We start from the raw sequence: 720 nt of genomic DNA, 5'->3' as shown, positions 1-720 counted from the left end.
ACTCCCGCCCAGGAGAGGGGCGGGAGTGCGCTGCGGGCCGTCATCGCGCCCCGCGCCCGGACCGCTGTTCGACGGTCGAGGGGCGCCTCTCTCCTCTGTGGTCAGAGCGCGACGACCACCGCCTTCGTCTCGGTGTAGGCGGCGATGACGTCCAGACCGTGTTCCCGTCCGAGGCCCGACTGCTTGAAGCCTCCGAAAGGCAGCGGACCCGAGCTCATCTCGTTGACGGTGTTGACCCACACGGTTCCGGCGTCCAGCCGGTCCGCCATCCGGTGGGCCCGGCCCACGTCACGGGTGAAGACGGTCGCGGCGAGGCCGTAGGGCGTGTCGTTGGCGATGCGGACCGCCTCGTCGTCCTCGGTGAAGGGGATCAGTGCCGTCACGGGGCCGAAGATCTCCTCGCGGGCGACGCGGGAGGTGTTGTCCAGGCCGGTCACCAGCGCCGGCGACAGGAACAGCCCCTGCTCCGCCTGGCCACCGATCACCTGGCCGCCCTCCTCCTGGGCGAGTTGGAGGTATCCGGCGACCCTTTCGTGGTGGGCCCGCGAGGCGAGGGGGCCCAACATCGTCCGGGGGTCGAAGGGATCACCCATCGGCAGGCTGGCCATGGCCTCGACCACCAGCCGGGTGAACTCCTCGCGGACCGACTCGTGCACGAGGAGGCGGCTGCTCCCGACACAGGACTGGCCGCTTCCGCCGCAGAAGCCGATGGCGGCGCGC

At 71.2% G+C, this 720-nt stretch carries 1 protein-coding gene; it reads right to left on the bottom strand.

Annotated elements, in window-relative coordinates:
* Positions 1–101 precede the first annotated feature (101 nt).
* Positions 102–720, bottom strand: a 619-nt coding sequence (locus tag ACTIDRAF_RS0226295) for an aldehyde dehydrogenase family protein (protein ID WP_016701600.1), incomplete at its 5' end; no start/stop codon positions are given.

This window comes from Actinoalloteichus spitiensis RMV-1378 (assembly GCF_000239155.1).
Classification (GTDB): domain Bacteria; phylum Actinomycetota; class Actinomycetes; order Mycobacteriales; family Pseudonocardiaceae; genus Actinoalloteichus_B; species Actinoalloteichus_B spitiensis.
The sequence above is the reverse complement of the archived record's forward strand: the minus strand, read 5'-3'. Positions and strand labels throughout refer to the sequence as shown.